Raw genomic sequence first — 26,633 nt, forward strand, 5'->3', positions numbered from 1 at the left:
CTACTCCCTAGATAACCAATTGTTAGGCCGCTCATTTTGCATGTTGTTTCATGCAATGCACAGTGCGGCCCGGTTTTTAGGCGCGGTGCCCCATGTTCCGCAGCGCTGCCTCGATGGCGGCGGCCGTGGCGAGTGGCTTTTCCATGGGGAAAAGGTGGCTGCCGTCCAGCATCATGATGCGGCCCTTGGTAACTTTGCGGGTCATGTCCATGCCCACCTGCTTCATCTCTGCCGACTGGTCACCACCAATGAAGGTGACCGGGCATTTGAGAGGGTGGCGTGACAGCAGCTTTTCCAGGTTATTGGGCAGAGTGTTGTAGAAAGCGGTTTCCACGTCTCGGTCAAAAGCCAGCTCGCGCCGGCCCTCGGCATCCAGTGGAAAGTCGTCAACATAGTCCTGCAGCACCTGCGGGTCCCATTTGGCAAAGGCCTTTTTGTGGCGGAAGTGCTCCAGCGCAGCATCGGCATCCGGCCAGTGGTTGCGCCGTTTGCGGCTGACCGCACCCGGCGAAATGGAACCCACCAACTGTGTGGATTTGGCTAGCCCCACCATCTTGGACTTCCAGCCGCCCACCAGGGGCGAGTCCACCAGCACTACGCCGCGTGCCAGCTCGGGGTGCTGAGCGGCAGCCATCAGACTCAGAAAGCCGCCCAACGAATGGCCCACCAGCCACACCGGCCCGCCGGAGCGCTCGGCCACCTTGGTGGTGAATTCCACCAGCTGCTGCACCACATGCGGCCAGTTGTTGCTGACGGGAAAACGCGGGTCGTGGCCGAACTTGTCGATGGCCTTCACGCTGAAGCCGCGTGCACGCAGACTTTTGAACAGGACTTTGTAGGTCGCCGCGGGAAAACTGTTGGCGTGGGAGAAAACAATACTCGTCATGCAGGCAGGCTCAGATCAGCTTCTCGTCGGGGGTGGTGATCTTCTTGAGTGGCAGGCTGCGGGTGCTGGGAACCAGCAAGGGCACCGGGGTCTGGCCGCCGTTCCACATCGGGTCTTCAATGCTGTCAAATACCTCGCGCAGCTTCTGGCCCCAGCTGTTGTGCAGCATCTTGAAGTAGGGGTTGTTTTCGTCGATGCAGACGACCTTGTCGGTGGCAAAGCTGTTGGCTTCGTACACCACCATGTCCAGCGGCAGGCCCACCGACAGGTTGGACTTGAGGGTGGAGTCCATGGACACCAACGCGCACTTGGCGGCTTCGTCCAGCGGGGTGGTGGGGGTGATCACGCGGTCCAGCACCGGCTTGCCGTACTTGGATTCGCCGACTTGGAAGTACGGCGTCTCGGGGGTGGCTTCGATGAAGTTGCCGGCCGAGTACACCTGAAACAGGCGCATGCCTTCGCCCTGGATCTGGCCGCCGAAGATCAGCGACACATTGAAGTCCACGCCTGCGTTCTTGAGGGCTGCGCCATCGCGCTCCTGCACTTTGCGGATGGCCGAACCCAACACGCGGGCGGCATCGAACATGCTCTTGGCGTTCCAGATAGTGATGCCTTCATCGTCTTCATGGTCTTTGAGGCGCTCGATCTGCAAAATCTCGCGCACCGATTGCGAGATGCTCAGGTTGCCGGCAGAGAGCAGCACCATGAAGCGGTCATCGGCCTTTTCGTACACGATCATTTTGCGGAAGGTGCTGATCTGGTCGAGCCCGGCGTTGGTGCGGGAGTCAGAGAGAAACACCATGCCGGCGTTGAGTTTGATGGCGACGCAGTAGGTCATGTGGTCAGTGCGTGAGGGGTAAACCCTAGAGTGTATCGGGGCGAGGCTGCTAGTCCTTAGCGGGAGGGAAGCCGGTGTGCGGGCCGGGGGCTCATGAACCTTCGGTTCCCAAATCGCCCCCAACCCGCACACCGGCTTCCCTCCCGCTAAGGACATGGGTTTGCGGTACGCGCCTTTGGCGCTGCGCAAACGCTTTGCCTCTCCGGCGAGACGTGTCACGCAGCCAAAGCGGGTATGGGGGATTCGGCTAGCGCGATTTCAAAAAGCAAGGCGTATGAGCGCTAGCCGAATACCCCATACACGCCCCGCCGGAGCGAAAGAGCTAAGCCTTGCTCGCCAGTGCTTTCAACTGGTACAGCGCGTCCATGGCTTCCCGCGGACTTAGTGCATCAGGATTAATGGCTGCCAGCGCCGTCTCTACTGCGCTAGCAGCTATGGTTTCCGTAGCGGGTGGCGCAGCAAACAAGTCCACCTGCGCTTGCGACTCGCTGGCCTGGGCTTCCAGCGCGTCCAAGGTGTGGCGGGCGTGGTTCAGCACGGCGGCGGGCATGCCGGCCAGGCGGGCCACTTGCACACCGTAGCTTTTGCTGGCCGGGCCGGGTTCGATGGCGTGCAGGAACACGATGTCGCGGCCCGCTTCGGTGGCGCTCACATGCACATTCAGCGCCGCATGGTGGGTGGCGGGGAACTCGGTCAGCTCGAAATAGTGGGTGGCAAACAGGGTGAAAGCCTGCGTTTTGTCGTGCAGCTGGGTGGCAATCGCGCTGGCCAGAGCCAGGCCGTCGAAGGTGCTGGTGCCCCGGCCGATTTCGTCCATGAGCACCAGGCTGTGCGGCGTGGCGCTGTGCAGGATCTGCGCAGCCTCGGTCATTTCCAGCATGAAGGTGGACTGGGCGTTGGCCAAATCGTCCGCCGCGCCGATGCGGGTGTGGATGGCGTCAATCGGGCCTAGTCGGCAAGCTTGTGCCGGCACGTAGCTGCCCATACTGGCCAGCAGCACGATCAGGGCAACCTGGCGCATGTAGGTCGATTTACCGCCCATGTTGGGCCCGGTGATGATCTGCATGCGCTGCTTCATGCCCAACCGCGTGTCATTGGCAATGAAGTTGCCGCTGCTGAGTTCAGCCAAGCGCGCCTGCACCACGGGGTGACGGCCTTGGGTGATGTCGATGCAGGGCTCGGTCACAAACTGCGGGGCGTTCCAGTCCAGTGTGAGCGAGCGTTCGGTCAAGGCGCACAAAGTGTCCAGCGCGGCGAGGGACTGGGCCACGGCGGTGAGGGCGGGGATGTGGGCCTGCAACTGGTCCAGCACCTGCTCGAACAACCATTTCTCGCGGGCCAAGGCCCGCTCTTGGGCGCTTAGGGCTTTGTCTTCAAAGGCCTTGAGCTCAGGGGTGATGAAGCGCTCGGCGTTCTTCAAGGTCTGGCGGCGGCGGTAGTCCTCGGGCACTTTGTCCACCTGGCCGGTCGTGACTTCGATGTAGAAGCCGTGCACCTTGTTGAATTGCACCCGCAGGTTGGCAATGCCGGTGCGGGTTTTTTCGCGGACTTCGAGGTCCAGCAAAAAGGCATCGCAGTTGGTCTGGATGGCGCGCAGCTCGTCCAGCTCGGCATCAAAACCGTCGGCGATCACGCCGCCATCGCGTACCAGTGCAGCAGGTTCGGGCGCGATAGCGCGCCCCAGCAGGGCGATGGCTTCTGCCGGTGGCTGAAGATGGCTGCAAATATGAGCCAAATAGCCCTCTAGCGCCCGCAGGTTGTGCGCGAGGAGCTCTGTTTTTTGTAGCGTTTGCACCAGCGCTACCAGCTCGCGCGGGCGCACCTGGCGCAGGGCGATGCGGGCGGTGATGCGTTCCACGTCCGCACAGCCCTTGAGCTGGCCGCGCAGGGTTTGCCAGATATTGTTCCGCAGGGTGGCAATCGCCAGCAGGCGGTGTTGGGCCTCGGTGCGGTCGCGTAGGGGCTCCAGCAGCCAGCGTTTGAGCAGGCGGCTGCCCATGCCGGTCATGCAGGTGTCGAGCAGGCTGAACAGGGTGGGGCTGTCCTCGCCGCGCAGGGTCTGCACCAGCTCCAGGTTGCGGCGGGTGGTGGCGGGCAGGTCGATGAGTGCGTCGTCGCGCTGCACCTGCACGCTGTGGATATGGGTGAGCGTGCGGCCCTGGGTGTGTTCGGCATAGCCGATCAGGGCGCCGGCCGCAGCATGGGCCAGTGTCAGCTCTTGCGCATTCCAGCTGGTGAGGCTGGCGGCTTGCAGCGCGTCCAGCAATTTGCGCTGGCCCAAGGCGCTGTCGAACTGCCATTCGGGACGGGCGGTCAGGTAGACGGCCGTGCCGTGGCGCAGGCGCTTGAGGCGGTCTTCAAAGGTGGTGGTGCATCCCGCGCTGTAAGTCAATTCGCTGGGGGCAATGCGGCTCACCCAGTCGGGCACCTCGTCAGGCGTGCATTCGGCCAGAAACACCACGCCTTGGGTGACAGACAGCCAGGCCAGGCCGCAGCGGTTGCGCGGGCCTTGGTGCACGGCCATCAGCATGGATTCGGTTTTCTCGGACAGCAGCTCGGCGTCGGTCAGGGTGCCGGGGGTCACGACCCGCACCACTTTGCGTTCCACCGGGCCTTTGGTCGCGCCCACTTCGCCGGTTTGCTCGCAGATGGCCACCGACTCGCCGTGGCGAATCAGTTTGGCCAGATACCCTTCCATGGAGTGGAAAGGCACCCCCGCCATCACCACCGGCTGCCCGGCGGACTGCCCACGGGTGGTGACCGTGATGTCCAGAATGCGGGCCGCCTTCTCGGCATCGGCGTAAAACATCTCGTAGAAGTCGCCCATGCGGTAGAACAACAGCGTGTCCGGATAGGCCGCTTTCAGGCCGAGGTACTGCTGCATCATGGGCGTGTGCGCGCTCATGTCGGTGGTGGCGCTCACAGAGGTGGGTGTTTTTTCGGGGTGCATCAACGGGTGGCGCCTACTCTCTGTCAATCGGGGCGGGGCTGCGCAACTGGCAGCCCGTGGGGCGAGGTGCAATTATCTGGCGTTTGCGCCCGGGGCCTGCCTGACCAGCAAACCGATCAGGGCCAGCGCTGCAAATACGGCGCTGCCGACAAAGGTGGTGCTGGCGCCATAGGCATCCCATAGCCAGCCGGCCACCACACTGGCCAGGAGCATGGCCACGCCGCTGGCAAGGTTGAAAAAGCCGTAGGCCGTGCCACGCAAGTCGGCCGGGGCGGTGTCCGCCACCATGGTGGCCAGCAGCCCCTGCGTCATGCCCATGTGGATGCCCCACAGCGCCACACCGCCCAGCAAGGCAGGCCAGTGGGGGCTGTACGCCAGCAATAGGTCAGACGCAATCAACACCAGCATCCCCATAGCCAGCAGCCGGGTGTGCGACATGCGGTCGGACAACACCCCAAACGGGTAGGCCGACACCGAATACACCAGGTTCATGGCCACCATCACCAAAGGCACCAAGGCCATGGGAATGCCGATTTGCTGGGCCCGCAGCACCAGAAAGGCCTCGCTAAAGCGGGCCAGCGTGAAGGCGGCGCCCACGGCCACCACCCACCAGTAGGCAGGGCTCAGCCGCACCAGGTTGGCCCGCTGGATGGGGTTGCTGCGGCGTGGTGCGGTGGTGGACTCCGGCTCTCTCACTCCCAAGGCCAGCAGGGCCACCGCGAGCATGCCCGGCACCACCGCCACCCAGAAAACCGCCCGAAAGTCGTTGGCCCACAGCAGCATCAAGCCCACAGCCAGCAGCGGCCCGGTGAACGCGCCCACAGTGTCCAGCGATTGGCGCAAGCCAAAAGAGGCGCCCCGCAAGTGCTCCGGGGTGATGTCGGCCACCAGCGCATCCCGCGGGGCTCCGCGTATGCCTTTGCCCACCCGGTCCAGCAGCCGCGCAGTGATGATGAGGCCGGTGCCCGAGGCTATGGCGAACAAAGGCTTGGTCAAGGCACCCAGCCCGTAGCCCAGTAGCGCCAGGCCTTTGCGCTTGCCCAGGTAGTCGCTCAGCGCGCCGGAAAACACTTTCACAATCAAGGCGGTGGATTCCGCCAGCCCTTCAATCACGCCCACGGTTAAGGCGCTGGTGCCCAGCACCGTGACCATGAACATGGGTAGCAGGCTGTGGATCATTTCGGAAGAAATGTCCATCAACATGCTCACAAAACCAAGGACCCAGATGCCGCCCGGAATTTGGCGGAGTGGGTTGGGCGTGCGCGCTGGGGGCATAAAAATGGGGTGGGTGTGCCCCGATTCGCCGCAGCAAAAATGGGGTATCTACGGGGTGCGGTGCATGGCCGGCACTGCGTTCAGGCCCTATCATAAGGAGTCCCATTTAACGACAGCCCTCCTTAGTGCAATCCTCTTCGGAACCCTTGCCGGCAGCTAGCAGTACGACTCCTGTGGCCATGCCGGGGCCGGCGGCTGCAGTGGGGCCGTCTGTTTTTCAGGCTATTTTTGAGGGTAGCCCCGAGGCCATCGCCCTCACGCGGGTGGCGGATGGGGTGCTGGTGCAGGTCAATACCGAGTGGCTCCACATGACCGGCTACGCCCGGGACGAGGTGTTGGGCCGTACCGCCGTCGAGCTGGGACACTGGCTGGACCCGCAGGAGCGGGACCGGGTGTTCGGCGGGCTCGACATTGGTGGCCGGGTCACGGATATCGACGTCACCCTGGTCATGAAAGACCGCGTGCCCCGCGTTGTGCGCCTCAACGCCGCCATGATGCAGGACGGCGGCACGCGCTACCTGGTCATTTACCTGCGCGATGTGACTGCTGACCGCATGGCCCGTGAGGCGTTGCAAGCCGGAGAGCAGGCCTTGGCCCACGCCTATGAGGACTTGCACCGCCAAATCAAACTGCATGAGTTGACGGAGTCGGTTGCCAAAGTGGGTCACTGGGTGGCTTACCCCGGGGACAGCATGGTGCAGGTGTCGCGCGGATTTGCCTCGATCGCCCGCCTGGGCGATGTGACGTTGGTGCCGCAGGCCGTGTTGTGGGCCGGGGTGGTGCCAGAGGACACGCAAGCGGTACGCGCTGCACGGGAGCGCATGGACGGCAGCATGGTGGAGTACCGCTGGCAGGCCCCGGACGGCCAGATTTTGTGGGTGCGTTCGCGCATGCACCGGCAAATGGCCGATGGGCGGGTGCGGGCGGATTTTGGCATCGTGCAAGAGTTCACCGCAGAAAAAGAGGCGCGCGATGCCGTGCAAAAGCAGCTGGACTTCATTCAAAAAATCACCAGCCGCGCGCCGGGCATGGTGTTCGAGTTTCAGATGTGGCCGGACGGCCGGTTTGCCTTTCCGTTTGTGAGCGCAGCGGTCCAGCCCATGTTCGAGGTCAGTATGGAAGACGCGCGCCTGGATGCCAACAACATCATGCGCAACATCCACAAGGCAGATGTGGGCCAGGTCATACAGACCAGCGTGGCCGCACGCGACGCCATGGCGCCCTGGCAGTGCGAGTTCCGTAACCGCAAGGAAGGCAAGGCGCAACGCTGGTTTTTGGGTACCTCGGTACCCCAGGCCATGCCAGATGGGTCGGTGCTTTTCACCGGCTCCATCATCGATATCAGCCCCCAGAAACGGGCCTTGCTGCAGCTGCAAGTCAGTGAAGAGCGCTTTCGCAGCCTCTCCAGCCTCTCGTCAGACTGGTATTGGGAGCAGGATGCAGAGTTCCGGTTTGTGCGGGTGGATGGCAACGGCAGCAGTGCTGACCGTTTGGCGCCGCAGCACGCAATCGGCAAAACCCGCTGGGATTCAGGTGCCCGTGGCGTCACACCGGCGCAGTGGGCGGCGCACCGTGCGGTGCTGGAGGCGCATGAGACGTTTCAGGACTTCGAGATGCAGCGGGTTCTGGCCGATGGCAGCTACATGTGGGTGGCCATCAGCGGAGCCCCCATGTTTGATGAAGATGGCAAGTTCTGCGGCTACCGGGGCACCGGGCGCGATATTTCCGCCCGCAAGCAAGCCGAGGCGGAAATCGAGCGCCTGGCTTTTTACGATGCGCTCACCGGGCTGCCCAACCGGCGCATGTTGATTGACCGCCTGAACCATGCGCTGCTGTCGAGCGTGCGCAACCATCAGCACGGCGCGTTGTTGTTCATCGATTTGGACAACTTCAAGATTCTGAACGACACCCTGGGCCACCACATGGGGGACTTGCTCTTGCAGCAGGTCTCGCAGCGTTTACAGGAGTGTGTGCGCAGTGTGGATACGGTCGCCCGCCTAGGAGGCGATGAATTCGTGGTCATGCTGGAGGAGCTGGACACCGATGCGACGGCTGCTGCCAGCCAGGCGGAGCTGGTGGCCAAGAAGGTGCTGACGTCGCTGAGCAAGCAATTTGCCTTGGGCAATCACAACATGCACAGTTCACCCAGCATCGGGGTGACGCTGTTTTTCCAGAGCCAGCTCAGCGTGGAGGAGCTGCTCAAGCGGGCCGACTTGGCCATGTACCAGGCCAAAGGGGCAGGGCGCAATACCTTGCGCTTTTTCGACCCCGAGATGCAGGCGGCCGCCTCTGCGCGTGCCGGCATGGAAGCCGATTTGCGCAAGGGTTTGCAGGACGAAGAGTTCTTGCTGTACTACCAGCCCGTGGTGGACCTGGAAGGAGGCGTGACGGGGGTTGAAGCCTTGCTGCGCTGGCAACATCCGGTCAAGGGCATGGTGCCCCCGAATGCATTTATCCCGGTTGCCGAGCAAACCGGTCTGATTCTGCCCCTGGGGCAATGGGTGCTGGAGGCCGCATGCGCCCAGTTGGTCGCGTGGAGCGCGAATCCGCATACCCAGCGGCTGAGCATTGCCGTCAACGTGAGTGCCCGCCAGTTCCGCCATCCGGATTTTTCGAACCACATCCTGAACCTGTTGCGGGTCAGTGGGGCCAATCCCTACCGTTTGAAGCTGGAGCTGACCGAGAGCCTGCTGCTCACGGATTTTGAAGAGGCCATCCAGAAGATGAGCGAGTTGCGCTCCATTGGCGTGAGCTTTTCGCTGGACGATTTCGGCACCGGGTACTCCTCACTCGCCTACCTCAAGCGTTTGCCGCTGGACCAGCTCAAGATTGACCAGTCTTTTGTGCGTGATGTGCTGACCGACCCGAACGACGCGGCCATCGCCCGCACGATTCTCAGCCTGGCCAAGAGCCTGGATTTGGGGGTTGTTGCCGAGGGGGTGGAAACCGCGGGTCAGCGTGACTTCTTGATGCGCGAAGGCTGCAGGGCATTTCAGGGCTACTTCTTCGGCCGGCCCGTGCCGGTGGAGCAACTGGTGTTGCACAAGCCATGAGCGACACGGAACTGGAGCGTTTGCGCGCGCAGGTGCAGTCCCTGGAGGCGGCCAGTCGCCGCCAGTACGACATGCTGGAGGCCTTGTTTGCCCGCAGCCCTGTTGCCATTTCGGTGCAGCGTTATGCCGATGGCGGGCTGGTCGATGCCAATGCCCGCTGGCAGCAGCTCACCGGCTATAGCTGGGAAGAGGCCACGCAAAGCAACTCGGTAGCGCTCGGCTTTTGGGTTTCGCTTCAGGCCCGCAATGAGGCGCTGAACGAGCTGCGAGACCACCCCGCGCTTGCCGGGGTGGAAATTAACTTCACAACCTCTGCCGGGGAAGACTTGCTGCTGGAGTGGCGCGGCACGCTGATGCAGATAGGCGGTGAGGCGCATGTGGTCGAGTATTTGACCGACATCACCGCGCAACGCATTGCCCAAGAGGCGGTTGCTGAGAGCGAGCAGGCCCTGCAGGATGCCAACGATGAGCTGCGCGGGCAGCTGGAGTTGTACGAGGAAACCGAGAGCCTGGCGCTGGCGGGGCATTGGATCGTTCCGCAAGGGGCCCAGGAACCGCGCTGGTCGCGGGGCTTGTTCAACCTGGCAAATCTCCCGTGGACAGAAAAACTCAGCCTGGAGGATTCCCGCTCCGGCCTGCTGAGTGAGGACATGGACCGCTATCTTGCTGCCCGGGAGGCGATGGACGGGCAGCTGCTGGAGTTCCGCTGGAAGCGGCCTGACAACGAAATCCGCTGGCTGCGCAGCCGCATGCACCGCTACCACCGGCGCGACGGCACGTTTGTCGACTTCGGTGTGGTGCAGGATTTTACCGATGAGGCGCTGGCCAAGCAGGTCTTGCAGCACCAGCTCGATGTGATTCAGCGCATGACCAGCCGCTTGCCGGAGATGGTGTTTCACTTTGAAATGCACAGCCCGATCAGTGGGCGCTATGTGTTTGTGAGTGATGCGTGCGAAGCCATTTTCGGCATTACGCCGGAGCAGACCCGGGCGGATGCCAACAGCCTGTTTCGTCTGATTCACCGCGACGACATTGTGGCGACCCTCAAGTCCATGAACGATGCGGCCCAGCACGGTATGACCTGGGCCCATGAGTTCCGCATTGTTCGCCCGGACGGCCTGGTGCGCACGCTGTTCGGCAAGGCGATTACCTTCCGGGAAAGCGGCGGACTTTTCAATACCTACGGCGCGGTGACGGACATCACCGAGCACAAGGTGTCCCAGGCCATCTTGCAGGAGAGCGAGTCGCGCTTTCGCGGCCTGACAGAGTTGAGTTCAGACTGGTATTGGGAGCAAGACGCCGAGTTTCGCTTTACCCGTTTTGACGGGGCCCTGAAAGCCGGCCGCGAAAAAACCGGCCCCGGCAGCATTGGCAAAACCCGTTGGGAAAACGGCAGCCTGAACATGACGGAGGCGGACTGGGCCGCACACCGGGCAGTGCTGGAAGCTCACCAGACGTTCCGTGAGCTGGAAATCCGCGATCGGGATGCCGACGGCCGGGTGTACTGGATTTCTACCAGCGGGGCCCCTATTTTTGACTCCCACGGTGTGTTCAAGGGTTACCGGGGCATTGGCCGCAACATTACCGAGCGCAAGGAAGCGGAAGAAAAGATCGAGCGCCTCGCCTTCTACGATGTGCTGACGGACCTGCCCAACCGCCGTTTGCTGATGGACCATTTGCAGCATGTGGTGGTGGCATGCGCGCGCAACCGCTCGCACGGCGCCTTGTTGTTTATCGATCTGGACAACTTCAAGGACCTGAACGACACCCGTGGCCACGATGTGGGGGATTTGCTCCTGCAGCAGGTGGCGCAACGCCTGAAGGCCAGTGTGCGGGAGTCCGATACTGTGGCCCGGCTTGGCGGTGATGAGTTCGTGGTGCTGCTGGAAGACCTGGGCAGCACCATGGAAGAGGCCAGCGTGCAGGCCGAGCGGGTGGGTAAAAAAATACTGCTGCAGCTCAATGTGTCTTACCACCTGGAGTCGGTGGAGCACCACAGCACGCCCAGTGTGGGCATCACCCTGATCCATGAGCAACGCCAGTCGGTGGATGAGCTGCTCAAGCAAGCTGACCTGGCCATGTACGAGGCCAAGTCAGCCGGGCGCAATACCCTGCGCTTCTTTGATCCCGCCATGCAGGCCTTGGTGGCACAGCGCACCGAGCTGGAGGCGGACTTGCGCCTTGGCTTGCAAAGGGCGGAGTTGGCGCTGTATTACCAGCCGGTGGTCGATGCCGCGCGCCGGGTCGTAGGGGCCGAGGCCTTGCTACGGTGGAAGCATCCTCAGCGGGGCATGGTTTCGCCCCTGCATTTCGTGCCCCTTGCGGAGCGGACCGGGCTCATCATTCCCGTGGGGGAGTGGGTGTTGCAGACGGCGTGCCGGCAGCTGGCGGAATGGGCCCGGGAGCCTGCACGGGCACAGCTCACCATTGCCGTGAATGTGAGTGCGCGCCAGTTCCGCCACCCGGAATTCGTGCTCCAGGTGCAAAACGCGCTTTTGCAAAACGGGGCCGACCCACGCCTGCTCAAGCTGGAGTTGACCGAAAGCCTGCTGCTCACCGACAGCCAGGAAGCCATCATGAAAATGAGCGCCCTGCGCAGCTTGGGGGTGCGCTTTGCCCTGGATGACTTCGGCACCGGCTATTCCTCACTCTCGTATCTCAAGATGTTGCCGCTGCAACAACTCAAGATCGACCAGTCATTTGTGCGGGATGTGCTGACCGATGCGAACGATGCGGCCATCGCCAGCACGGTACTGGCGCTCGGGCGGAGTTTGGGTTTTGATGTGGTGGCTGAGGGAGTGGAAACTGAAGGCCAGCTTCAGTTTCTGTTGGGCCAGGGCTGCACCCTGTTTCAGGGTTATCTGTTCGGCCGCCCGGTACCGATTGGCGACTTTCCGCTCGATTGATCCGGCCGCACCGTGGGTGCGGCACTCGCAGTGCGGCCTGCCTGTGGCCGCACTGGATTCAGGGGTGGATTAAAACGGTGCGTCTTCAGCGCCGGCTGCAGGTGGTTGGTCTGCGGCGGGCTCCGGGTTGTCGGCTGCAATGGCGGCTTGGCGCAGGGCCGCTTTTTCGCCGGCAGGTGCAAACTTGCTGTATTTACCCAGAATGCTGACCAGCTGGCCGTACACGCGCGGGCTGCCGGCCAGGCATTCGTGCTGGTCCAAAAAGTCGGCTTCGCCGGTGAAGTTGCCGACTAGTCCACCCGCTTCGGTCACGAGCAAAGAGCCAGCGGCCACATCCCAGGGCTGCAGGCCGAGTTCAAAGAAGCCTTCGGTATAGCCCGCTGCCACATAAGCCAAGTCCAGCGCAGCCGCGCCGGGGCGGCGCAGGCCGGCGGTGCGTTGCATCACATCGCCCATCATGGTCAGGTACTGGTTGAAGTTGTCGCCCGGACGGAAAGGGAAGCCGGTGGAAATCAGCGACTCCTTGAGCTGCGTGCGCTTGGAGACGCGGATGCGGCGGTCATTCAGGTAAGCGCCGCGGCCTTTGGTGGCGGTAAAGAGGTCGTTGCGGGTGGGGTCGTACACCACGGCTTGTTCGATCTTGCCGCGCACGGACAAGGCAATGCTCACGCAGTACACGGGCAGACCGTGGATGAAGTTGGTGGTGCCGTCCAGCGGATCGATGATCCAGACGTATTCGGAATCGCGGGCGCCGAATTCGCTGCCCGATTCTTCGGCGAGGATGCCGTGGCCGGGGTAGGCCGTCAGCAGAGTTTCTATGATCGCTTGCTCTGCCGCTTTGTCCACTTCAGTGACAAAGTCGTTGGCTTTTTTCTGGGAAACACGAACAGATTCGATATCCAGCGCGGCGCGGTTGATGATGGAACCGGCGGTGCGGGCGGCCTTGATGGCCACGTTGGCCATGGGGTGCAGATTGAGCGTCATAGATTGTGGGGGAAGAACTGGGAGAACCGGCTGGCGATGCAGGCGGCGACAATAGGCATTATTTTAACGGTTCGGCCTCGGTTGCGCACTCTATCTTTGTGCGAGTGCAGCAATTTGGCCTCTTTCTGCCTGATGCACACCCGATTTATCCTCATCAACACCAGCCACGCCGGCAATGTGGGCGCTGCCGCCCGGGCCATGAAAACCATGGGTTTTGACGACTTGGTGCTCGTCGCCCCCCGCTGGCCCAATGTGCTGCGCCGCGAAGAAACCATCCAGCGCGCCAGCGGTGCCCTGGATGTGCTGGACAAGTGCCGCATTGTCGAGACCTTGGACGAGGCACTGGATGGCATCACCCACTTGTGCGCCACCGCCATGACCCCACGCGACTTCGGGCCACCCACCACCACACCGCGTGAGCATTTTGAATTGCTATCAAAACAGGAGCTGCTTGCGCAATCTGCACCTGCGCTAGAGGCTGATTTGGCACTTAACTCGCCGGGTGCGAGTTCCCAGCAGGGCATCGGCTTTTTGTTCGGCTCCGAGCGCTTTGGCATGCGCAATGAAGACGTGTATCGCTGCCACGTGTGCCTGTCCATTCCCAGCAATCCGAATTTCGGCTCCCTCAATATTGGCGCCGCCTTGCAGGTCGTTGCTTACGAGTGGCGTCTGGCCTTGGGCAGTTTTGGCGTGCAAGCCGCAACGGCGCCATCGGTGCTGGCTGACGCGGCGCAGGTGACTGGCATGCTCACGCACCTGGAGCAATCGCTGGTGGCATTGGGCTTTTTGGACCCGGCTGCTCCCAAGAAGCTGATGCCGCGGCTCAATGCCTTGTTCAACCGGGCGCAGGTCACGCAGGAGGAAATTCACATCCTGCGCGGCATAGCCAAAGCCATCCTCAAGCAAACGGGGGAAGTGCCTGCTCCCGGTGCGGATTTGGTGGCGATAGACGGCAAACCGTTGGCGAAGGGATAGACTGCCAGCATGTTTGCCCGTATCCGATCCGACATCCAGTGCATCCTCGACCGCGACCCCGCTGCCCGCAGCACCTGGGAGGTCATCACCTGTTACCCCGGCTTGCATGCGGTGGTGTTGCACCGCCCGGCCCACTGGTTCTGGACCCACGGCTTGCAGTGGCTGGGGCGCTTCACGTCCCATATCGCCCGCTTTCTCACCGGCATTGAAATCCACCCTGGCGCCAAGATCGGCGAACGGGTGTTTTTTGACCACGCCATGGGAACGGTGGTCGGCGAGACGGCCGAAATCGGTGACGGTTGCACGATTTACCAAGGCGTAACCTTGGGCGGCACCAGCCTCTACAAGGGCGCCAAGCGCCATCCGACCTTGGGCAAGGACGTGGTGGTGAGTGCCGGTGCGAAAGTACTGGGCGGTTTTGAAGTGGGCGATGGCGCCAAGATCGGCAGCAATGCGGTGGTGATCAAACCCGTGCCTGCGGGGGCTACGGCCGTAGGCATTCCCGCGCGCATCATCCCGAGCAAAGAGGGCATGAGTGCGGATGTAACGACGCAGGACCGCAAGTTCACCGCCTACGGCATCACCCAAGAGGATGACCCTGTGAGCCAGGCGCTGCGCGGTTTGGTGGACAGCGCTTCCGGCCAAGACCACCAGATTGCAATGTTGTGGAAAGCGGTGGAACAGCTCTCGGCGAAATTGGCAGACAGTGACTGCGTGCCCAAGGATGCGGCCCGCAAGGAATGCTTTGAGGCCGCGAAAATCAACGAGTTGATCGGGAAGTAGGGCTCACCCCCGAGCGGCTTTGCCGCTTCCCCCTTGCAGGGGGCAACACCTGCAGGCTGGCGGAGCCAGACCTGCGGTGTTTTGGGGTTAAGGCACGTACGCCGGAAAGGTGGCGTTTACCGAAACGAAGAGGTTCCTCAGTCCCGCGCCGGACGGATGGCGCTTTTGGGGCGGAAGGCTTTGCAGACGGTGTCTACGGTGTCGATGTAGGGGCCACCGATCAGGTCTACGCAGTAGGGCACTGCGGCAAAGATGCCGGGTACCACTTGCTTGCCTTCGGCATCCTTCACACCTTCCAGCGTTTCGGCAATAGCCTTGGGTTGGCCGGGCAGGTTGATGATCAGGGTCTGGTCGCGGATGACGGCAACCTGGCGCGACAAAATGGCTGTGGGCACAAAGTTCAGGCTGATGGCGCGCATCTGCTCGCCAAAGCCCGGCATTTCCTTGTGCGCGACGCCCAGCGTGGCCTCAGGCGTCACGTCGCGCAGGGCAGGGCCGGTGCCACCGGTAGTGAGCACCAAGGCACAGCGCGCATCCACCAGCGCAATCAGGGTGTCCTGAATGGTCTGCTGGTCGTCCGCGATGAGTCGGGCCTCAAACACCACCGGGTTTTTTACTGCACGCTGCACCCATTCTTTCAGGGCCGGAATGCCTTTGTCTTCATAGATGCCGGCCGAGGCGCGGTCGCTGATGGAAACAAGGCCGATGCGGATTTCATCCAAAGCGCTGCTACTCAAGCGTCGTCTCCGTCTTCATCGTCCTCGTCTACCGCTGCAGTGTGGGATGCTTCCTGGTTTGCAAGCAGGGCCTCGCGCACCAGCTGGAAGATTTCGCGGTACGAGCGGCCATGACGAACGGCCTCGCCGGGTTTCTCGGGCTTGGCATCTTTGCGGGCCTGGCGCACCAAAGCGCGCAGTTGCTGGCTGTCGGTGTCGGGGCTGAGGTTGAGCCACTGGCCGAGGGCATCGTCTTCGGCAATCAGGCGGTCGCGCCATTGCTCGGCCTGGTGCAGCACCATGGTCTCCTGCACGGAGGGCATGTGCTGCTCTTCCAGCGCTGCACGGATCTCGTCCCATTTGCCGGGATCGAGTTTGCGCATCAGCTTGCCGATGAATTGCATCTGGCGGCGTTTGCCTTCGAAGTTGGTGATGCGTTTGGCTTCCGCCACGCCTTCCACCAGCCGCTCGGGCAGTTCCAACTTGGTTATCAGGTCGGCGCGCAGCGTCAGCAGGTCTTCACCCAGCTTTTGCAGTGCGTCGCTTTCCTTTTTGAGATCGGTGCGGGTCGGTTCATCCGTACCCTTGAGTTCGCGCTTGTACTCCAGGTCCAGTGCGCTGCCTTCGGCAACGAACAAGCCCCGGACGTAATAGCCCTTTTTTAGTTTGCGTGACATAGCCAAGTATCATAGCCGTCGCCATGAAGAAACCCACCTCCGCCCGTCCTCTGCCTTCCCCCGCATCCACCAAACCTGCCGACAGCGGTTTTGCCTACACCCGGGCTTTTTTTGAAACCCGCGTCGATGCCGCCCTGGCCCACGCCAAGAAATTGGGTGCCAGCGATGCCGGCGCCGAGGTGTCCGAAGGTTGCGGCCTGAGCGTCTCGGTGCGCAACGGCGAGCTGGAAAATGTGGAACGCAACCGAGATAAATCTTTGGGTGTGACGGTCTACATCGGTAACCGCCGGGGCAATGCGAGCACCTCTGATTTTTCGGATGCCGCCATTGAGCAAACCGTGCGCGCGGCCTACGACATTGCCCGTTTCACTGCGGAAGACCCGTTCGCCAGTCTGCCGGATGCGGACGATATCGTTCCCGTCGACGAGCGTGACCGCAACTTGGACTTGTTCTTCCCCTGGGCCGTGACCAGCGAAGAGGCTGCGCGTTTGGCGCTTCAGTGCGAAGCTGCGGCGCTAGGGGTGAGCAAGCGCATTACCAATAGCGAAGGCGCTGCGGTGTCCGCCCAGCAATCGCATTTTTTCAGCGCACACACTCGTGGCTTCCGGGGCGGCTATGCCTCCTCGCGCCACTCGTTCTCGGTGTCGCCGATTGCCGGTAAGGGCAAGGACATGCAGCGCGACGCGTGGTATAGCTCCATGCGCTCCGCCGATGAACTGGCCTCGCCCGAGGCAGTAGGCCGCTACGCTGCAGAGCGTGCCCTGAGCCGCCTCAAGGCTCGCAAGATCGCCACGGTGGAGTGCCCTGTGTTGTTTGAGTCGCCCTTGGCTGCCGGGCTGTTGGGCGCTTTTGTGCAAGCGGTCAGCGGCGGTGCCTTGTACCGCAAGAGCACCTTCCTGCTGGATTCCTTGGGCAAGCAAGTGCTGCCCAAGCACATTGACATTCAGGAAGACCCCTTTGTGCTGCGTGGCAAGGGCAGCTCCCCCTTCGATGATGAAGGCGTGCGCGTTCGTCCCCGCAAGGTGGTGGACGCCGGCCGTGTGCAAGGCTACTTTTTGAGCAGCTACTCTGCCCGCAAGCTGGGCATGCGCACGACCGGTAATTCCGGTGGCTCGCACAACCTGACCTTTACCTCGCGCCTGACCAAAGCAGGCGACAACCTGGATGCGATGTTGCAAAAGCTGGGCACCGGCTTGTTTGTGACCGAGCTGATGGGGCAGGGCGTGAACTACGTGACCGGTGACTACTCCCGTGGCGCCAGCGGCTTCTGGGTGGAAAACGGACGCATTGCCTACCCGGTGCATGAAATCACCATCGCGGGCAATATGAAAGACATGCTCAAGGGCATCGAAGCGGTGGGCGCTGATATCTACAACTACGGTGCCAAGACCGTGGGCTCCATCCTGGTCAACCGCATGAAGGTGGCCGGTAGCTGATTGCGGACCCGGGTCGGAAAAACAAAAGGGGCCCTCGTGGCCCCTTTTTCATTGGCAATCGGCGATTAACCGGCCAGTGCGGCCTTGACTGCGGCAGACACCGTGCCCATTTCGGCTTTGCCAGCCAATTTGGTTTTGACCACACCCATCACCTTGCCCATGTCGCCGGGGCCGGAGGCGCCCAGTTCGGCCACTATGGCCTTGACTTCCGCCAGCACCTCTTCAGCGCTCATGCGCTGGGGCAGGTAGGTTTGCAGCACCTTCATCTCGGCTTCTTCCTTGTCGGCCAGGTCCGCACGCTCAGCCTTCTTGAAGGCGTCGATACTGTCTTTGCGCTGCTTGATCAGCTTGTCGACGATGGCCACCACCATGGCGTCGTCCAGCACCACGCGCTCATCCACCTCTTTTTGTTTCATCGCCGACAACAACAAGCGGATGGTGCCCAGGCGCTCGCTGTCCTTGGCGCGCATGGCGGTCTTCATGTCTTCGGTGATCTGGTCTTTGAGGGACATAGCGGTGCTTCCTGAAGGTGAAACAAAAGAGGGGGGTGACAATGAAAAAAGCTCGCCGGAGCGTCCCCAGGCGAGCTTGTGTGGGCTGGGTGCTCCTGAGAGCGACCGTGCCGCGAAGCTTAGTACAGCTTCTTAGGGAGTTGCATGCTGCGGATGCGCTTGTAGTTGCGCTTCACAGCGGCTGCCTTCTTGCGCTTGCGCTCGGCAGTGGGTTTTTCGTAGAACTCGCGTGCACGCAGGTCGGTCAGCAAGCCCAACTTTTCGATGGTGCGCTTGAAGCGACGCAGTGCTACGTCAAAGGGTTCGTTTTCTTTTACACGGATCGTTGTCATTACGTAATGAATTCCAAAATATGCCGGCGGATTGCTTGGGGGAAGATCGTGCCCCACATGCCTCGCTCGGCGGTTTCCCCGTCTTTAACTAGTATTGGCCGACGGGGGTTCTGCCAGAATAGCCCGCGATTATAGCGTCTTCAGGCGGGCTGCCAAGCCGTGGGCGCACGCAAAAGCGCTAGCCCAGGCCCATTGGAAGTTGTAGCCGCCCAGCCAGCCGGTCACATCTGTCACTTCGCCGATGAAAAACAAGCCGGGCTGCTTGCTTTCCATGGTCTGGCTGGAGAGCACTTTGGTGTCCACGCCGCCGGCGGTCACTTCGGCTTTGCGGTAGCCCTCGGTGCCGGTAGGCGTGAGTTCCCAGCGGGAAAGTCGCTCTGCCAATGCGTTCAGCGCCTTGTCGCTCGCTTCATTCACGGGGCGCTGCCAGTCGTGGCCCCAGGCCTGCCCCTGGCCAACCCAGGTGTCCGCCAGGCGGCTGGGGACGATGCCAGCCAGCTCGTTGGCGATGCGCTTGCGGGACGTTCCTTTGGCCTGGCTCAGGTGTTGCGCCAAGTCCACAGTGGGTGCCAAGTTGAGGCGAATAGGGGTGCCCTCTGCCCAGTAGCTGGAGATTTGCAGCACGCCGGGGCCCGAGAGGCCGCGGTGGGTAAACAGCAGGTCTTCGCGGAACGACATGCTGCTTTTCTTGGCGCCTGTAGCAATGTCCACCGGCAGCGACAAGCCAGACAGCTCGGCAAATGGCGCCCACGTAGCCTCGTCAAAAGTCAGCGGGACCAGCGCGGGGCGGGGGGGGATCACGGGCAGGTCAAACTGCTTGGCAATTCGGTAGCCAAAGTCTGTTGCGCCGATTTTGGGAATGGATAAACCACCCGTGGCAATCACCACGGCCGCGCAATGGATGGTGCCGCGCTCACTATCGATTTCGTAGCTGCTTGCGCTTGTTCCATGAGCGCTAGAGGTCAAAAAGCGTATATTTTTGACCGCGCAGGGCTGCCAACGCTCCACGCCACCGGCCGCGCATTCGGCGAGCAGCATGGCGATTAGGTCTTCGGCGGAGCGATCGCAAAACAGCTGGCCTTTGTGTTTCTCGTGGAAGGCGATGTTGTGCTTCTTCACCAAGCCGATGAAGTCTGCCGGCGTGTAGCGTGAAAGCGCAGACTTTGCAAAGCGCGAGTTCTCGCTGATGAAGTTGGTTGCACTCACATCTAGGTTGGTGAAGTTGCTGCGACCGCCGCCCGAGATGCGGATTTTTTCGGCCACTTTTTCGCTGTGGTCCAGCACCAGCACCTTCAGGCCCAACTGGCCCGCGACCCCGGCACAAAACAAGCCGGCAGCCCCGGTACCCACGATCACGACGTCAAAACTATGCATAGGCGCGCAGTGTAGATGAGCCGCTCGCCGCCACAGTAGCAGCGAGGTTGGCCGCGCAGTCTGCTGCGATTTGGTGAGCGCAGCGAGTATGAGCGGCAGGCTGTGCGGGCAATATCGCTGCGTTCTCTCCGGAGGCGGTGATGACCCGGTGTGGGCAGACCCACAGCCCTCGGCTCATACTCGCTGCGTTCGCCAAATCGCCCCGAGTTGCAGGCCCAGGCGTTCTGCGCCCTTATCGGGTGCTTAGGCGTGCTGCGACTTGCGGTCGGCCAGATGGATGGCTTTTTGCGTCAAGCCATCAATCTCGGTGCTGATGCCTGAGAGCACATTGGCCACCACCGCAAACTCGCGCCCCTGGTCGCCTGCGCGAGCGGCAATCACCTGGGCGTTGAAGCTTACGATTTTGGCTTCGCGTGCGATGGTATGGATGTCGGAGACGATGCCGCTCAGCTGCTTGAACAGGTGGTCGGATTGGGCCTTGGAAATGGCATCGAAGGTGCTGGTGGCCTGGTTCAGCGCGCTCAGTACCTCGTCGGTGGAGTTCACGATGTCCGCGAGCAGGGTTTGCACAGGGCCCCCGCGCTCGATGGTGTCCAGCGCCCGGCGCATGCGGTCCATGAACGTTTCAATCGTCACGCCTATGCCCTGCGGACCTTCATACACCGCGCGCAACTGGCGGACGCTGGCATCGTCGTAATGGGTGAGGGTCGCGAGCAGCTTGGCTTCGCTATCGCAAAACAAGGTGAAGGTGGCGCGGGCCGCCTCCAGTTGCCGGGTATCTCCCGCGGCGGCCAGCAGGGTTTGCATCACCACCCGCTGCGACAGCATGCGCTGGCGGGCGGCCAGATTCAGGTCTGACAGCGGGGCCGTCGAGGCGGCGACTGGTGGACGTGCGGCGGGTTGGGAGCGGACTGCAACGGGGGATGGCATGGTGCAACGCGGTGGTGTGGTGAGGTGCCAAATACCGCAAGTTGCGTGCCGGTTCTACCGGTGGTGTGCGGCCCGGGGGGCCTCGTCCACGTCGGCCGCCGCGAGCAGGCCGGTCATGACATCGCCCACCACGATCACGCTGGGGCTGGCCAGTTGTTCGCGGACGATGGTGGCTTGCAGGGCACCCAAAGTGCAGGCGGCATGGCGCTGGTGGGGCAAGCTGGCGTTTTGGATAACGGCCACCGGCGTGTCTGCGCCCAGGCCTTGCAGCAGGCCGGCCTGGATGTCGGCGGCACCGCTGACCCCCATGTAAATCACCAGCGTGAGCTTGGCTTGGCGGGCGGCGGTGGCCAGTGCGGCCCAGTCGGTGCCGCTGTCGCCGGGCTTGGCATGGCCGGTGACAAACACCACGCCGTGGGCATGTTCGCGGTGGGTGAGGGGCACATTCAGCGAGGTGACGGCGGCCAGTCCGGCGGTGATGCCGTTGATCACGGACACGCGCACGCCGGCTTCCTCAAGATGCTCCACCTCTTCACCACCGCGGCCGAAGATGAACGGGTCGCCGCCTTTGAGGCGCACCACGTTCTCGCCCTCTTGGGCGGCGGTGATCATGAGGCGCTCAATGAAGGATTGCGGGGTGGACTTGCAGCCGCCGCGCTTGCCCACATGCACGATGCGGGCAGCCGGGTTGGCGTGGGCCACGATGGCGTCGTTCACCAAATCGTCCACCAGCACCACGGTGGCTTGCTGGATGGCCTTCAAGGCTTTGAGGGTGAGCAACTCGGGGTCGCCGGGGCCTGCGCCGACCAGGGTGACATGGCCGGCGGCCGGAGTGTGGAGATTATTTTTCATAGTACGCGGTGCAAATCTTGGTGCAGGTGCAGGATGTGTGCCACTTGTTCGGCAATCGGCGCCGGAATCGGGCTGTGGCCCTGCAATACGGATTGAATGTAGGCGGCGGTGCTGGCGGCGTCAATCGCAGTGGGCAGCTCGGGCAAGGTGGTCAACGAGCCGGCTTGGTAGGCGTGCAGGTCAGTCGCTTGGCCGGCCACAAAGGCTTGCATTTTGGGGGTGCGGCGGGCATCGGCCACGGACTCACCTTCGGTGCCGCGTATCAGCAGGGCGTGGGCTTGCACCAAGGCAAACGTATCTGCCATGGAAACCGCGTATTCGGGGTGGGTGTAGCTGCTCACCAGCAGGGCCGGGCCGTTCACCGGGTTCATGAGCTTGACGAGGCTGTGCGCCGGGTTGCGCAGGTTCACCACACGGCGCACATCCAGCAGGTGCTGCAGGCCGGGCAGCAGGGTGCCAGTGGGCACAAAGGCCACGCTGCCAGTTGCTATCTTTTCAGGAGCTGCTTGCGCACGTATATCGAGCGCTGCAAGCACTTCTGACACAAAAACGCGTTTGTCTTCGGTAGGCGTTCCGTGGATCAGTACCGGCACGCCTTCGCGCGCCAGCAACAGGGCCAAGAGCGGGGTGAGCAAGGGCAGCTTGCGCGCGCCGTTGTAGCTGGGGATGACCACTACCGGCACATCGCTGGCGGGCAGCAGCGCCATGCGGCTGCGCACGGCGTCCAGAAAACCGGCCATCTCTTCGGCGGTTTCGCCTTTGATGCGCATGGCCAAGCAGAAGGCGCCCACTTCCAGGTCGGTGACGGTGCCGTCCAGCACCTGGCCCAAGAGATCGGCCGCCTGCTCGCGGGTGAGTGCGCGCGCGCCGTCTTTGCCGCGCCCGATTTCTTTGATGTAGTTGCCAATAGCCATCGTGGGATTGTCGGTGAAGCCAGATAACTTTTGGCTATGTCCTTATGCCCCGGCGCCTGCCGTGGCGGCGACCGGCGTGGCCTTGACCATGCGTTGCAACTGCGGAATGCAGGAGCCGCAGTTGGTGCCGCACTGCAAGCGGGCTTGCAGCTGGTCCAGGCGCTCGGCATCGCTGCCGGTGCAGTGGCCCAGGGTCTCGGTGATGGCGCTGTCGCTCACATTGAAGCAGGTGCATACGGTTTTGCCTTTGCTCAGCACTGGCAACGGGGGCGTAGCGCCACCGGCGAGCAGGGCGCGGCCATAGTTTTGGGCGGGCTGCTCTTCGCGCAGCAGGGCGGCCATCCAGTCACGGGCGCGGGTGTCGCCACTGAGCAAAAAGCCCTCCAGCGTGGCGTTCACTGTGCTGCGCTGCAGGCGCACCACGCGGCGCTGGCCGCGTTGGGGGTCGGCGTAGCGCACGGCGTCGGGGCCGTTGAGTTCGAGCAGGGCTTCGATCTCGGCCAAGAGCGCATCCGGCGGCGTAGCACTGCCCGCCGCCCGGAACATGACGCCGGTGCGCCCGGCCTGGCCGAGTGCAGCATCGTTGCCGAAAAGCACGCAGCTGGCAAATTCAAAGCGTGCCATCAGCGCTTGCAAGGCGGTGCGGCGGGCCAGCACCCGGTCGGCCGGCAGCCAGGCCAGCGCGCTAAGGTGCCAGGGCATGTCGGCCTTGAGCACCTTGACGGCGGCGTGCTTGAGCTCGGGTTGCTTGGAGTCGGGGCAGAACACGGGGCTGGTGAGGGCGTTCACGCCCCCCAAGCGCTCGCCGGTGTGGCTGTGGCCGCTCAAGAACTCGTCACCCCAGTGCATGGGCAGAAACACCTGGCCCAAGCCCACCTCGGTACTGGCTTGCAGGGGCGCCAGGATGGAGCCGCGTTTGCTGGTGATGTGTACCAGGTCGCCCTCAGTCAGCAGGCGGCGGGCCATGTCTTGCGGGTGCATCTGCAGGGCCGGCTCGCGCACGTGGCCAAAGAGGCGGCCCAAGGTGCCGGTGCGGCTCATGCCGTGCCACTGGTCGCGCAGGCGGCCGGTGGTCAGGGCAAAGGGGTAGCGCGCCTCGCGCGGCTCGGCCACCGGGGTGTAGGGCGTGGCCACAAAGCGGGCGCGGCCGCTGGGCGTGGGGAACACGCCGTCTTCATACAGGCGCACGGTGCCGGTGGCAGCGCCCTCGGGCAGGGGCCACTGCTGGGGCGCGGCTTCGAGCTGGGCGTAGCTCAGGCCGGTGATGTCGAGGTCGCGGGCGCGGGTGCTTTCGCGGTGCTCATTCCACACCGATTCGGGCGTGGGGTAGGGGAAAAGCGTGGGGTGCACTGGGGTGTGGCCCAGTGCGGCTTCCAGACGCTGCGCAAAGTCGGCGGCAATTGCCCAGTCGTGGCGCGGGCCGTTGTCGTGCGGGACGGGGGCGGGCACGGCGGCACGCACGCGGGAGATGCGGCGCTCGCTGTTGGTAACCGTGCCTTCTTTTTCGCCCCAGGTGGTGGCGGGCAGCAGCAGGTCGGCATAGCGGGCGGTGGCGGTGGTGGCAAAGGCTTCTTGCACCACCACGAACTCGGCGCGTTCCAGCGCGCGGCGCACGGTGGCCTGGTCGGGCAGGCTTTGCGCGGGGTTGGTGCAGGCAATCCACAGGGCTTTGATTTCACCGTCAGCGGCGGCCTGGAACATTTCGATGGCCGATTTGCCCGGCACCTCGGGCACGGTGCGGCCCTGCAGGTCCAGGCCCCACAAGGCCTCCACTTCGGCGCGGTGCACCGGGTTGGCCAGGTCGCGGTGGGCGGAAAGCAGGTTGGCCAGGCCGCCCACTTCGCGCCCGCCCATGGCATTGGGCTGGCCGGTCAGGCTGAAGGGGCCGGCGCCGGGCTTGCCGATCTGGCCGGTGGCCAGGTGCAGGTTGATGAGGGCGGTGTTTTTGGCGGTGCCGGCGCTGGACTGATTGAGCCCCATGCAATATAGGCTGAGCGTGGCCGGAGACTGGGCAAACAGGCGTGTGGCTTCCAGTAGGGCTTCTTTGCGAATGCCGCAGACGGCGGCCACGGCTTCGGGGGTGCAGTCGCGCACCAGTGCCTTGAGGGCGTCAAAGCCTTCGGTGTGGGCGGCAATAAAAGCCGCGTCCGTCCAGCCTTCCCACAGCATGAGGTGCAGCATGCCGTTGAACAGCATCACATCGGTGCCGGGCTGGATTTGCAGGAACAGGTCGGCCGCCTCGGCCGTGTCGGTGCGGCGTACGTCCACCACCACGATTTTCAGTGCGGGGTTGGCGGCCTTGGCGTCTTCGATGCGGCGAAAGAGGATGGGGTGGGCATAGGCCGCATTCGACCCGGCGATGAACAGGGTGGAGGCGAGTGCCAGGTCCTCGTAGCTGCAGGGGGGCGCGTCGGCCCCCAGCGACTTCTTGTAGCCGGCCACCGCGCTGCTCATGCACAGGCGGGAGTTGGTGTCGAGGTTGTTGGTGCCAATCAGGCCCTTGGCCAGCTTGTTGAAGACGTAGTAGTCCTCGGTGAGCAGCTGGCCGCTGAGATAGAAGCCCACGGCGTCCGGCCCGTGGTCGCGGATGATGCGGGCGAACTGGGTGGTGGCGGTGTGCAGGGCGCTGTCCCAGGTCACCGGCTCGGGCGTGTGCCCGCGCTGCGGGCGCTGCAGGGGTTGCAGCAGGCGGGTTTGCAGCGTGACTTCGGCCGTGGCCGTCAGGTGCAGGGTGCTGCCCTTGGAGCACAGGCGGCCGAAGTTGGCCGGGTGAGAAGGGTCGCCCTTGACGCCGGTGATCTGCGCACCTTCGCTCTGGATGATGACGCCGCAGCCCACACCGCAGTAGGGGCAGGTGGAACGGGTTTCTTTGACCATGGCCATGTGCGCGTCAAGCCGCCGCGCCGGGCCGCCCCAAGCCAGGCTGCGCCCCCTCGGGGGGCAGCGACCCGCGCAGCGGTGGAGCGTGGGGGTCGGTGTTTTTGCGGCGTGCGGGCCCTGCAATGGGGCGTACCAAATCGGTGCCGTGGCTTTGCAGCTCGGTGGCGTTGAGGTAGACCACGCCGGCCTCCAGCTTCACGCTGAATTTGGGGGTGCAGCCCTCATCGGGCGCGCTGGCCTGGCCATCGCACAGGCCGATGGTCCAGTTGTGCAGCGGGCAGGCCACGCTGGTGCCGAACACAATGCCTTGCGACAGCGGGCCGCCTTTGTGGGGGCAGCGGTCGAGCAGGGCGAACACCTCGTCCTGGCTGTTGCGGAAGATGGCAACGTCCAGTCCGGTGGTGCGCTCCACGCGGCGTGAGCCCAGTACGGGGATGTCTTCCAGGGTGCAGATGCGGGTCCATTCGGTCATGTCAGTCTTCCGGTTTGCTATGGTTTTGGTAGCTGCTCGCGCTTGTTACGCGTGCGCTGGTGGCTTGTTTGGTTACTGAATCACGCTTTGAGGCTGGCGTAGAGGCCGGTGACCCGGTCCATCACGCTCAGCAGGTTTTCGCTGGCCAGAAATACATCGGCCATGGGGCGGGGGCGCTGGGCACCCTCTTGCAGGTTTTGCAAGGCGGTGTCAAAAAACACCCATTGCGCCTCGGCCAGGGTCAGCTCCTCCTTGATGCGGGTGCTCGCTTCCGGGGCGGTTTTCAGCAATCCCAGGGCCGAGACGAATTCGCCGCGCGCCTTGGTAATTTCCATGCCGGCGGTTGCCGCGTCGACGGGCAGGGTGGTGGCCAGATAAAACTTGGCCATGCGCTGGCTCAGCATGCGCTGGCGGCCGGCCACGTTCACCAGCTTGCCCACCAGCTTGGCCAGCGCGGCTTCATATTGCTGGGTACCTTGGTGGGCCAGGGCCAGCACTTTGGCATCCTGCTGCAGCAGGGCTGCGGCTGCATCCCGCGCGGGCGCTTTGCCGATCAGCTGGGCCTGGTAGTCGCTCCACGCCGCTTCCAGCTTGGTGTAGGTGACCAGCACCTCAGGGTTGGGGGCGTAGGCTTTGAGCTCCACCAGGTGCCGGTTGAAGAGGGCAATCGATTTGTCCAGCACCATTTGCGCGCTGGTTTTTTCCACGCTCAACAACACGGCCAGCCAGGCTTTGCCCATGCGCTGGCTGAGCATGCGCAGGCGGCCGGCTTTGTTGATTGCGTCGCTCAGGTCTACCACTTGCGCGTGCGCAAGGGGCAGGCCACCGGCCAGCACGGTGGCACCGGCGGCGGCAATCAGGCTTCTGCGTTGCATGGTGGCTCCCGGG

20 protein-coding genes and 1 pseudogene are annotated in these 26,633 nt (G+C 63.2%); 5 read left to right on the plus strand and 16 right to left on the minus strand.

What is annotated here, in order from left to right; all coding sequences use genetic code 11:
• Positions 1-76: 76 nt before the first annotated feature.
• The 4 genes from FDM28_RS08975 to FDM28_RS08990 all read right to left on the minus strand — a co-directional run bounded on the left by FDM28_RS08975 (position 77) and on the right by FDM28_RS08990 (position 5,949).
• Positions 77-886, minus strand: a complete 810-nt coding sequence (locus FDM28_RS08975) for an alpha/beta hydrolase (protein ID WP_138514810.1) — start codon at positions 884-886, stop codon at positions 77-79.
• 10 nt (positions 887-896) lie between these two features.
• Positions 897-1,724, minus strand: coding sequence for a proteasome-type protease (locus tag FDM28_RS08980; protein ID WP_138514811.1), 828 nt, complete (start codon positions 1,722-1,724; stop codon positions 897-899).
• A gap of 322 nt (positions 1,725-2,046) precedes the next feature.
• Complete coding sequence (mutS, locus tag FDM28_RS08985; RefSeq protein WP_138514812.1) at positions 2,047-4,674, minus strand: DNA mismatch repair protein MutS; 2,628 nt, start codon at positions 4,672-4,674, stop codon at positions 2,047-2,049.
• A gap of 72 nt (positions 4,675-4,746) precedes the next feature.
• Positions 4,747-5,949: an MFS transporter gene (locus tag FDM28_RS08990; protein ID WP_138514813.1), complete on the minus strand. Its 1,203-nt coding sequence runs from the start codon at positions 5,947-5,949 to the stop codon at positions 4,747-4,749.
• A gap of 125 nt (positions 5,950-6,074) precedes the next feature.
• Here FDM28_RS08990 and FDM28_RS08995 point away from each other — a divergent pair, with 125 nt between their 5' ends.
• Both FDM28_RS08995 and FDM28_RS09000 read left to right on the plus strand, forming a co-directional pair.
• Positions 6,075-9,002, plus strand: coding sequence for an EAL domain-containing protein (locus FDM28_RS08995; protein WP_138514814.1), 2,928 nt, complete (start codon positions 6,075-6,077; stop codon positions 9,000-9,002).
• Entirely contained in the window at positions 8,999-11,908 is a 2,910-nt protein-coding gene (locus FDM28_RS09000; RefSeq protein ID WP_138514815.1) for a sensor domain-containing protein, read from the plus strand. Before FDM28_RS08995 ends, FDM28_RS09000 begins: the two co-directional genes overlap by 4 nt.
• A gap of 69 nt (positions 11,909-11,977) precedes the next feature.
• Here FDM28_RS09000 and FDM28_RS09005 read toward each other — a convergent pair whose 3' ends face one another.
• Positions 11,978-12,892: an inositol monophosphatase family protein gene (locus tag FDM28_RS09005; protein WP_138514816.1), complete on the minus strand. Its 915-nt coding sequence runs from the start codon at positions 12,890-12,892 to the stop codon at positions 11,978-11,980.
• Positions 12,893-13,024: 132 nt separating this feature from the next.
• On the opposite strand from FDM28_RS09005, the gene FDM28_RS09010 reads away from it, so the two are divergent.
• Both FDM28_RS09010 and cysE read left to right on the plus strand, forming a co-directional pair.
• The gene (locus tag FDM28_RS09010) at positions 13,025-13,867 is read left to right on the plus strand and encodes an RNA methyltransferase (protein WP_138514817.1); all 843 of its coding nucleotides are present in this window, start codon (positions 13,025-13,027) and stop codon (positions 13,865-13,867) included.
• A gap of 9 nt (positions 13,868-13,876) precedes the next feature.
• Positions 13,877-14,650, plus strand: a complete 774-nt coding sequence (gene cysE, locus FDM28_RS09015; protein ID WP_138514818.1) for a serine O-acetyltransferase — start codon at positions 13,877-13,879, stop codon at positions 14,648-14,650.
• Positions 14,651-14,787: 137 nt separating this feature from the next.
• Here cysE and mog read toward each other — a convergent pair whose 3' ends face one another.
• Together mog and yjgA are read right to left on the minus strand one after the other, a co-directional pair.
• Positions 14,788-15,387 (minus strand): molybdopterin adenylyltransferase, encoded by a 600-nt coding sequence (mog, locus tag FDM28_RS09020; protein ID WP_138514819.1) that lies wholly within the window; start codon positions 15,385-15,387, stop codon positions 14,788-14,790.
• Positions 15,384-16,043: a ribosome biogenesis factor YjgA gene (gene yjgA / locus FDM28_RS09025; RefSeq protein WP_138514820.1), complete on the minus strand. Its 660-nt coding sequence runs from the start codon at positions 16,041-16,043 to the stop codon at positions 15,384-15,386. Before yjgA ends, mog begins: the two co-directional genes overlap by 4 nt.
• Before the next feature lie 23 nt (positions 16,044-16,066).
• On the opposite strand from yjgA, the gene pmbA reads away from it, so the two are divergent.
• Positions 16,067-17,479: a metalloprotease PmbA gene (gene pmbA, locus FDM28_RS09030; RefSeq protein ID WP_138514821.1), complete on the plus strand. Its 1,413-nt coding sequence runs from the start codon at positions 16,067-16,069 to the stop codon at positions 17,477-17,479.
• Positions 17,480-17,544: 65 nt separating this feature from the next.
• Here pmbA and FDM28_RS09035 read toward each other — a convergent pair whose 3' ends face one another.
• The 9 genes and pseudogenes from FDM28_RS09035 to FDM28_RS09075 form a co-directional block, all read right to left on the minus strand.
• A complete protein-coding gene (locus FDM28_RS09035; RefSeq protein WP_138514822.1) occupies positions 17,545-17,991 on the minus strand; it encodes a GatB/YqeY domain-containing protein in 447 nt (148 codons plus the stop codon).
• Between the two features lie 119 nt (positions 17,992-18,110).
• A complete protein-coding gene (rpsU, locus tag FDM28_RS09040; RefSeq protein WP_006296472.1) occupies positions 18,111-18,323 on the minus strand; it encodes a 30S ribosomal protein S21 in 213 nt (70 codons plus the stop codon).
• Positions 18,324-18,452: 129 nt separating this feature from the next.
• Complete coding sequence (locus FDM28_RS09045) at positions 18,453-19,697, minus strand: BaiN/RdsA family NAD(P)/FAD-dependent oxidoreductase (RefSeq protein ID WP_138514823.1); 1,245 nt, start codon at positions 19,695-19,697, stop codon at positions 18,453-18,455.
• 243 nt (positions 19,698-19,940) lie between these two features.
• Positions 19,941-20,627 (minus strand): methyl-accepting chemotaxis protein, encoded by a 687-nt coding sequence (locus FDM28_RS09050; RefSeq protein WP_138514824.1) that lies wholly within the window; start codon positions 20,625-20,627, stop codon positions 19,941-19,943.
• Positions 20,628-20,681: 54 nt separating this feature from the next.
• Positions 20,682-21,479, minus strand: a complete 798-nt coding sequence (cobA, locus tag FDM28_RS09055; protein WP_138514825.1) for a uroporphyrinogen-III C-methyltransferase — start codon at positions 21,477-21,479, stop codon at positions 20,682-20,684.
• Entirely contained in the window at positions 21,476-22,393 is a 918-nt protein-coding gene (ybiB, locus tag FDM28_RS09060; RefSeq protein ID WP_138514826.1) for a DNA-binding protein YbiB, read from the minus strand. Before ybiB ends, cobA begins: the two co-directional genes overlap by 4 nt.
• A gap of 42 nt (positions 22,394-22,435) precedes the next feature.
• Positions 22,436-25,270: a nitrate reductase gene (locus FDM28_RS09065; protein WP_138515227.1), complete on the minus strand. Its 2,835-nt coding sequence runs from the start codon at positions 25,268-25,270 to the stop codon at positions 22,436-22,438.
• A gap of 106 nt (positions 25,271-25,376) precedes the next feature.
• A pseudogene (nirD, locus tag FDM28_RS09070) lies at positions 25,377-25,745 on the minus strand (nitrite reductase small subunit NirD); the annotation flags it as partial.
• An 80-nt stretch (positions 25,746-25,825) separates the two neighbouring features.
• A complete protein-coding gene (locus FDM28_RS09075) occupies positions 25,826-26,620 on the minus strand; it encodes a type IV pili methyl-accepting chemotaxis transducer N-terminal domain-containing protein (RefSeq protein ID WP_138514828.1) in 795 nt (264 codons plus the stop codon).
• Positions 26,621-26,633: the final 13 nt, after the last annotated feature.

Source organism: Rhodoferax bucti (genome assembly GCF_005876985.1).
Classification (GTDB): Bacteria; Pseudomonadota; Gammaproteobacteria; order Burkholderiales; family Burkholderiaceae_C; genus Allorhodoferax; species Allorhodoferax bucti.